The 8,228-nt window shown below is 67.4% G+C and carries 9 protein-coding genes and 1 pseudogene; 9 read left to right on the forward strand and 1 reads right to left on the reverse strand.

All coding sequences use genetic code 11. The features are described from left to right. Positions 1-428 (forward strand): annotated as a pseudogene (locus tag AC04L7_RS07780) (glycosyltransferase family 39 protein); the annotation flags it as partial. Between the two features lie 12 nt (positions 429-440). Here AC04L7_RS07780 and AC04L7_RS07785 read toward each other — a convergent pair. Continuing rightward, positions 441-1,010 carry a Maf family protein gene (locus AC04L7_RS07785; protein WP_435997822.1) on the reverse strand — a complete coding sequence of 190 codons (570 nt, stop codon included), beginning with the start codon at positions 1,008-1,010 and terminating at the stop codon, positions 441-443. Between the two features lie 120 nt (positions 1,011-1,130). On the opposite strand from AC04L7_RS07785, the gene AC04L7_RS07790 reads away from it, so the two are divergent. The 8 genes from AC04L7_RS07790 to AC04L7_RS07825 form a co-directional block, all read left to right on the forward strand. Continuing rightward, on the forward strand, positions 1,131-1,637 hold the full coding sequence (locus tag AC04L7_RS07790) for a YceD family protein (protein ID WP_296280118.1): 507 nt from the start codon (positions 1,131-1,133) through the stop codon (positions 1,635-1,637). A 67-nt stretch (positions 1,638-1,704) separates the two neighbouring features. Beyond that, positions 1,705-1,899: a 50S ribosomal protein L32 gene (gene rpmF / locus AC04L7_RS07795; RefSeq protein WP_162336389.1), complete on the forward strand. Its 195-nt coding sequence runs from the start codon at positions 1,705-1,707 to the stop codon at positions 1,897-1,899. Between the two features lie 88 nt (positions 1,900-1,987). Further along, positions 1,988-2,983 carry a beta-ketoacyl-ACP synthase III gene (locus AC04L7_RS07800; RefSeq protein WP_299341756.1) on the forward strand — a complete coding sequence of 332 codons (996 nt, stop codon included), beginning with the start codon at positions 1,988-1,990 and terminating at the stop codon, positions 2,981-2,983. A gap of 190 nt (positions 2,984-3,173) precedes the next feature. Further along, on the forward strand, positions 3,174-4,118 hold the full coding sequence (gene fabD / locus AC04L7_RS07805; RefSeq protein ID WP_435997825.1) for an ACP S-malonyltransferase: 945 nt from the start codon (positions 3,174-3,176) through the stop codon (positions 4,116-4,118). A 69-nt stretch (positions 4,119-4,187) separates the two neighbouring features. After that, positions 4,188-4,931 carry a 3-oxoacyl-ACP reductase FabG gene (gene fabG, locus AC04L7_RS07810; RefSeq protein WP_296280125.1) on the forward strand — a complete coding sequence of 248 codons (744 nt, stop codon included), beginning with the start codon at positions 4,188-4,190 and terminating at the stop codon, positions 4,929-4,931. Between the two features lie 142 nt (positions 4,932-5,073). Then, positions 5,074-5,313 carry an acyl carrier protein gene (gene acpP / locus AC04L7_RS07815; protein ID WP_014161144.1) on the forward strand — a complete coding sequence of 80 codons (240 nt, stop codon included), beginning with the start codon at positions 5,074-5,076 and terminating at the stop codon, positions 5,311-5,313. A 111-nt stretch (positions 5,314-5,424) separates the two neighbouring features. After that, complete coding sequence (gene fabF / locus AC04L7_RS07820; RefSeq protein ID WP_475512780.1) at positions 5,425-6,666, forward strand: beta-ketoacyl-ACP synthase II; 1,242 nt, start codon at positions 5,425-5,427, stop codon at positions 6,664-6,666. Positions 6,667-6,808: 142 nt separating this feature from the next. After that, positions 6,809-8,228: aminodeoxychorismate synthase component I (locus AC04L7_RS07825; protein ID WP_475512781.1), on the forward strand; the 1,420-nt coding region annotated here is incomplete at its 3' end.

Raw genomic sequence — 8,228 nt, forward strand, 5'->3', positions numbered from 1 at the left:
CGCCGCAGGAGGTGAACATCGACCACGGCGCACGCCGGTTCCTGTTGTTCGCGCTGCCTGCGGTACGTGCGCAGGGCGAATGCATCACGCCCGTGGTCGCCAACATCGATGTCCCTTCGGCCGGCGAGCGTGTCGGGCGTCGATTCGCCGTGGGTGGCTGGGCGGTGAAGGATGTGGTCGGTGTCGCGAAGGTGGAAGTGCTGCTGGATGGTCGCGCGGTCGCCGAGACCACGCAGGCGGGCGCGAATGATTGGTTGCGCACGTTCCTCAAGGGGGCGTCGCGTGACCCGCGAATGCCGGTGGTCCAGTTCAGGGCCGATGTCGATGCCGGCGACATGCCGGCGGGCCGGCATTGGTTGGGGTTGCGCGTGACCGGCGGCGACGGAAGCGTCGAAACCGGGGCAGAGCAACCGGTCGATATCCGCTGACGGTCGGCCGGATCAGGGCAGGTCGAAGCCGGCCTCGCGCAGCATCCGTGAAAGGGCGATCAGCGGCAGGCCGACCAGCGCCGTGGGATCGGTCGATTCGATGGCCTCGAACAGGGTGATCCCCAGCCCCTCCGACTTGAAGCTGCCGGCGCAGTCGAACGGCTGCTCGACATCCACGTACCGCTCGATTTCCGCTTCGGCGAGGTCGCGGAAGCGGACCGTTGTGATGTCCTGGACCTCCAGGACGTGGTCGTCGCGCACCAGGCAGACGGCCGTATGGAAGCGCACCTGTCGCCCCGACATGGCCGTCAGCTGGGCGATGGCGGCCTCCCGGTGGCCCGGCTTTCCCAGGGGGTGTCCATCCAGCTCCGCCGCCTGGTCGGCGCCGATGACCCAGCTGCCGGGGTGCTGTCGGGCGATGGCATCCGCCTTGGCGCGGGCCAGGCGGGCGGCCATCGCGGGCACGGATTCCGTCGCCCCGGGTGTCTCGTCCACCTCCGGCCGCGCGATGTGCAGGGGCAGGCGCAGTCGTTCCAGCAGTTCGCGCCGGTAGCGGGAGGTGGAGGCGAGCAGCAGTGGCATGGGGCACCGGCAGGGGGACGGGGCGGGGAGTCTGCCCGCCGGCATGGCCGGCGGCAAGCCATCCTCGCCACCAGGGGTGGTTTGACAGTTCGGTATTCGATCCTTAACATTCAGCGGCTTATGTCCGCGAATATGCCCGAGCTGCTCGATGCGTGGCGCATGGTCGCGAACCGGCGCAGCTTCGAAGGCCGCCTGCCGTTGTCCGCCATGACGCGCCTGCAAGGCCTGTTGGCCGACACCGAGGGCGACGTTCGCTACACGGTGGAATTCGACCACGACGCATTGCGGGTCCCGTACCTGGAATTGCAGATCGAGGCCGGCCTTCCGCTGGTGTGCCAGCGTAGCCTGCAGCGCTTCGTGTTGCCGGTGTCGCTGAAGCAGCGGTTGGGTCTGGTGCGCAGCGAAGAGGAAGAAGCCGCGCTGCCGCCCGACTACGAAGCGCTGCTGGTGCCCGAAGACGGCATGCTGCGCCCCGCCGACCTGGTGGAGGACGAACTGGTCCTCGCCGTGCCGGTGGTGGCGGTGGATCCTGCGTCCGACGCGGTGGAGCGCGAGTGGGCGGCGGACGAAGAAGAGGTGGCGAGGGTCAGCCCGTTCGCGGCGCTGGCCTCGCTGAAGAAAGACTAGCCGCTACCGCGGTCTGGCAACACGAACCATACGGTTCACCAACAGATACAAGAGCTGGAGCAATCCCATGGCTGTGCAGAAATCCCGCGTCACCCCGTCCCGTCGTGGCCAGCGTCGTTCGCACGACGCGCTGACCGCCAAGCAGCTGTCGACCGACCCGACCACGGGCGAGATCCACCTGCGCCACCACGTGACCGCCGACGGCTACTACCGCGGCAAGAAGGTCATCGCCACCAAGACCTCGGCGGTCGAGGAAGATTGATCCGTGCGGCGCGCCCTCGCGCAGGGCGCGCTTTCCGCATGATCGATGACTACCAGGGCCCGCATCCGGGCCGGCAATGGGGGCGTGCATGAGCGAGCCGGGCAACAAGGGGCGCATTTACGCGCGCATCGCCGGAACGGGCAGCTATCTGCCTGAAAAGGTGCTGACCAACGAGGACCTCTCGAAACTGGTCGATACCAGCGACGAGTGGATCCAGTCCCGCACCGGCATCCGCGAGCGGCACATCGCCGCCGAAGGCGAGACGGCCGGCGACCTGGGTTACCAGGCTGCGCTGCGCGCGCTCGAAGCCGCGGGCGTCGATGCTTCCGAGATTGACCTGATTGTCGTCGGCACCACCACCCCAGACCTCATATTCCCGTCCACCGCCTGCCTGATCCAGGCGCGCCTCGGCGCGACCGGCTGCGCCGCGATGGACGTCAATGCCGCGTGCTCCGGCTTCATCTACGCGTTGAGCGTGGCGGAGAAGTTCATCCGCTGCGGCGATGCGAAGACCGCGCTCGTCATCGGCACCGAAACACTCAGCCGCATCGTCGACTGGACCGAGCGCACCACCTGCGTGCTGTTCGGCGAYGGCGCCGGTGCGGCCGTGCTCAAGGCCGATGGCGAAACCGGCATCCTCAGCACCCACCTGCACGCGGATGGCAGCAAGAAGGAATTGCTGTGGAATCCGGTCGGTGTGTCGACCGGTTTCAAGGCCGACGAGCCGAACAACGGCATCCGCATCGAGATGAAGGGCAACGACGTGTTCAAGTACGCCGTCAAGGCGCTGGACAGCGTGGTCGACGAGACGCTCGATGCCAATGGGCTGGACAAGCACGACCTGGACTGGCTTATTCCCCACCAGGCCAATCTGCGCATCATCGAAGCCACTGCCAAGCGCCTGGACATGTCGATGGACCAGGTGATCGTGACCGTCGACAAGCATGGCAACACGTCGTCCGGGTCGGTGCCGCTGGCGCTGGATACGGCAGTGCGTTCCGGTCGCGTGCAGCGCGGACAACTGCTGTTGCTGGAGGCCTTCGGCGGCGGTTTCACCTGGGGTTCGGTGCTGCTGCGCTACTGACGCGCACACCCTGGCCGCAGGCGAAGGCGATGCCGCAGGGCATCGCCTTCTTCGTTTCCGGCATCGCGTTTCCTGCTGCATGCGATGTTCATGCATGCGTCACGTCGTCGCATGCGCATACGCCCCGGTACAGACAATCCGAAGCGTTCGCCCGTATCATCGCGGCCTGATTTTCATGCAGGATGTCCGAGTGACTTCCCCCCAACTCGCTTTCGTATTCCCGGGCCAAGGCTCGCAGTCGGTCGGCATGCTGGCGGAGTTGTCCGAGCTGCATCCGATCGTGCGCGAGACGTTCGCCGAAGCGTCGGAAGGTGCGGGCGTGGACCTCTGGGCGTTGTCCCAGGGCGGTCCCGAGGAAATGCTCAATCGCACCGAATACACGCAGCCCGCGCTGCTCGCCGCCGGCATCGCGGTGTGGCGTGCGTGGCAGCAACAGGGTGGCGCGCAGCCCGCGCACTTGGCGGGCCACAGCCTGGGCGAATACACGGCGCTGGTCGCCGCAGGCGCACTGTCGTTGAAGGATGGCGCCCATTTGGTCCGCCTTCGTGGCCAGCTGATGCAGGACGCCGCGCCGGCGGGCGTCGGCGCGATGGCGGCGGTGCTGGGCGCGGAAGATGCCCTGGTGGCGGAGGTCTGCGCGTTGGCATCGGACAGCAAAGTGGTCGTGCCCGCGAACTACAACTCGCCCGGCCAGATCGTGATCGGCGGCGACAGCGATGCGGTGGAGCGTGCGATCGCGCTGCTCACCGAGCGCGGCATCCGCAAGGTCGTGAAGCTGGCCGTCAGCGTGCCCTCGCATACGCCGCTGATGCGCGAAGCCGCGAATCGCCTGGCCGAGGTGATGGCGGGCCTGTCGTGGCATGCGCCGTCGCTGCCGGTGGTGCAGAACGTGGACGCGACGGTGCACGACGGGGTTGATGCGATCCGCGACGCACTGGTGCGCCAGCTCTACCTACCGGTGCGCTGGACCGACTGCGTTCAGGCGCTGGCATCCGAGGGTGTCACGCGCATCGCCGAATGCGGCCCGGGCAAAGTGCTGGCCGGCCTGGTCAAGCGCGTCGACAAGGGCCTCGACGCGCGCGCCATCGGTGGCGTCGGCGATTTCCAGGGTGCGTTGGCCGACTGGCAATCCTGATACGCAGCGACACGCGTTCCCTTATCCTGTCCGCCGCGATCGCGCGGACCCGTCCCGAGGACCTCCATCATGAGCAAACCCCTGCAGGGTGAAATCGCGCTGGTCACCGGCGCCAGCCGCGGCATCGGCGCGGCCATCGCAGACGCGCTGGCTGCGCAGGGCGCGACCGTCATCGGTACCGCCACCAGTACAGCGGGCGCGCAGGCCATCGGTGAGCGCTTGGCAAACGCAGGCGGCCATGGCCGCGAGCTCAACGTGACCGATGCCGGCGCGGTGGATGCGCTGATCGACGCCATCGCCAAGGAATTCGGCGGCATCTCCATCCTCGTCAACAACGCCGGCATCACGCGCGACAACCTGCTGATGCGGATGAAGGACGAGGACTGGCAGGCCATCCTCGACACCAACCTTACCAGCGTCTATCGCACGTCGAAGGCGGTGATGCGCGGCATGATGAAGGCGCGCAAGGGCCGCATCATCAACATCGCCTCGGTGATCGGCGTGACCGGCAATGCGGGGCAGGCGAACTACGCCGCGGCCAAGGCCGGCATCATCGCGTTCTCGAAGTCGCTGGCGAAGGAGATCGGCAGCCGCGGCGTCACCGTCAACGTGGTCGCTCCCGGCTTCATCGCCACCGACATGACCAAGGATCTGCCCGAAGAGACCAAGACCGCGCTCGCCGGCCAGATCGCGCTGGGCCGCCTTGGCGAGCCGGCCGACATCGCCAACGCGGTCGCGTTCCTCGCAGGGCCGGCCGCCGGCTACATCACGGGCGAGACCCTGCACGTCAACGGCGGCATGTACATGCCGTAAGAATTAGCTGTAAGTGGTTGATTCGGGTGCGTTTGGCGATACCTGCCCGGCGTCCCCGGTTTCCACTACACTATCCCCGGTTTGCCTTCGCCCCGCGTCGGCAGAATCCAACAAGTCACCCATCTCCGTCTGGAGCGAATCCATGAGCAGCATCGAAGAACGCGTCAAGAAAATCGTCGTCGAACAACTCGGCGTGAAGGAAGAAGAAGTCACCACCAGCGCATCGTTCGTCGATGACCTGGGCGCCGACTCGCTGGACACCGTTGAACTGGTGATGGCGCTGGAAGAAGAGTTCGAATGCGAGATTCCGGACGAGGAAGCCGAGAAGATCACTTCGGTGCAGCAGGCCATCGACTACGTCAAGGCGCACGTCAAGGCGTAAGTCGGGCGATCGCAGCAAACCGTGTCGGGGCCGCGCATGCGGCCCCGCGCGTATCCGGCCCCCCATGCGCCCGCGTAGGGCGCGGCCGCCAAGAGTCATGAGGAATCCGATATGAGCCAGCGTCGTCGCGTCGTCGTCACCGGCATGGGCCTGGTGTCCCCCCTGGGCAATGACATGGCCACCAGCTGGGACGGCATCGTCAACGGGCGTTCGGGCCTGGGCCCGATCACCACCTTCGATACCGAGGGTTACAGTACGAAGATCGCGGGCGAGATCCGCGGTTTCGATCCCACGTCCTTCGTTCCGCCGAAGGATGTGAAGAAGATGGACTCGTTCATCCACTACGGCCTGGCCGCATCGCTGATGGCGATGGACGACGCCGGGCTGGAAGTGACCGAAGCCAATGCCGAGCGCATCGGCGCGATCATCGGCGCCGGCATCGGCGGCATCCTCGGCATCGAGGAAACCGCGGTGAAGCTGCACGAAGGCGGCCCGCGCAAGATTTCCCCGTTCTACATCCMCAGCACCATCATCAACATGCTGCCGGGCCACCTCAGCATCATGAAGGGGTTGAAGGGCCCGGGCTATTCGGCGGTCTCCGCCTGCGCCACCTCCAACCATTCCATCGGCATCGCCATGCGCACCATCCAGTACGGCGATGCCGACGTGATGGTCGCCGGCGGTGCCGAGCGCGGCTCGTCCCCGACCTCGGTGGGCGGCTTCTGCGCGATGAAGGCCATGTCCACCCGCAACGACGATCCGACCCGGGCGTCGCGTCCGTGGGACAAGGATCGCGAYGGCTTCGTGCTGGGCGACGGTGCCGGCATCCTGGTGCTGGAGGAGTACGAACACGCCAGGGCACGCGGTGCGCGCATCTACTGCGAGCTGGCCGGCTTCGGTGCCTCGCAGGATGCGTTCCACATGACCGCGCCCAGCGAGAACGGCGAAGGTCCGTCGCGCTGCATGCTGTCGGCGTTGAAGGACGCCGGACTGAATGCGGACCAGGTCGAATACCTCAACGCGCACGGCACCTCCACGCCGMTGGGCGACCTGGCCGAGACGCTGGCGATGAAGCGCGCGCTGGGCGACCACGCGTACAAGATCATGGTCAGCTCCACGAAGTCGATGACCGGCCACCTGCTGGGTGCGGCGGGCGGCGCGGAAGCCATCTTCTCCGTGCTGGCCATCCATCACGGCATCATCCCGCCGACCATCAACCTGGACGAGCCGGGCGAAGGCTGCGATCTCGACTACGTGCCCAACACCGCCCGCGATAAGAAGATCGATGTCGCGGTGTCGAACGGTTTCGGYTTCGGCGGCACCAACGGCACGCTGGTGTTCAAGCGGATCTGACGACTCTCGCTTCTCCCTTCGGGAGAAGGTGGCGCGTAGCGCCGGATGAGGGTACGGCGGAACCATCGACCGTTGAACCGTCGCCTTTTCTCCGTACCCTCACCCCAACCCCTCTCCCGATGGGAGAGGGGCCAGGACCACGATGATCGAAACCCGCGCACTTCCCGCCACCATCGACCTGCTGGCCCTGCATCGCCTCGATCCGCAGCGCTATCCGGTGCTGCTGGAATCCGTGGCCTCGGGCACCGCGCAGGGGCGATGGGATTTCCTGCTGGTCGCGGACGGCAACGGGTTGCAACTGGCGGCCGATGGCATCACCCGCACCCTGCAGGGCGAGGTGGAAGCCGGCGATTTCCTCACCGTGCTCGACCGCCATTGGCAGGCGCAGCGCACGCCGCGCGAAGAGCCGCGCTGGCCGTTCCGTGGCGGCTGGGCGTTGCTGCTGGCATACGAACTGGCGCAGCAGGTCGAACCCGTCCTACACCTGCCGCAGGCACCTGCGACGCAGCCTGTCGCGCTCGCATTGCGCTGTCCAGCCGCCGTCCTACGCGACCGCAGTACCGGCGACTGCGTGGTGGTGGCCGAAGCGGGGCAGGGCACGTTGATCGCCCGCACGCTGGAGGACATCGTCGCGGCCACCGGCTTGCCCGCGCTACCCGCGTGGCAGCCGCCGTCCCGCATCGACGAAGACGCGCCCTCGGCCTTCACCGACGGCGTGCAGCGCATCCTCGAGTACCTGCGCGCCGGCGACATCTTTCAGGTCAACCTCTCGCGGGCGTGGCAGGCGCGTTTCGATGCGCCGCTGGATCCGGCAACGCTTTACGCCCGGCTGCGCACCGCCAATCCCGCGCCGTTCGCCGGCCTGTTCGCCACGCCGCACTGGACGGTCGTCAGCTCCTCGCCGGAACGCCTCGTGTCGGTGCGTGGCGACGTKGTCGAAACCCGGCCCATCGCGGGCACGCGCCCGCGCTTCGACGGCGACGACGATGCGGCACGCATCCGCGAACTCGTCGGCCACCCGAAGGAACGCGCCGAGCATGTGATGCTTATCGACCTCGAGCGCAACGACCTGGGCCGCGTCTGCACGCCCGGCAGCGTGCAGGTGGACGAACTGATGACGGTGGAAAGCTACGCGCACGTGCACCACATCGTCAGCAACGTGCGCGGCCACCTGCGCGACGACGCCACGCCCGGCGACGTCATCCGCGCCACGTTCCCCGGCGGTACCATCACCGGCTGCCCGAAGGTGCGCTGCATGCAGATCATCGCCGAGCTGGAACAGGTGCCGCGCGGCGCCTACACCGGCGCGTTCGGCTGGCTCAACCGCGATGGCGACCTGGACCTGAACATCCTGATCCGCAGCGCCGARGTCGGCGCCGATGGCAGCGGCAGCGTGGCCCGGTTCCGCACCGGCGCCGGCATCGTGGCCGATTCGGTCCCGGACAGGGAGCTGGACGAAACCCGCGCCAAGGCCCGCGGGGTGCTGCGGGCGCTGGAAGGCYGACCGCGCGCCTACAGCCTGAGACGGCGACCGGGTATCCTGCACGGCCTGCTTCATACCC

Source organism: Pseudoxanthomonas sp. LjRoot204_2 (genome assembly GCF_056175765.1).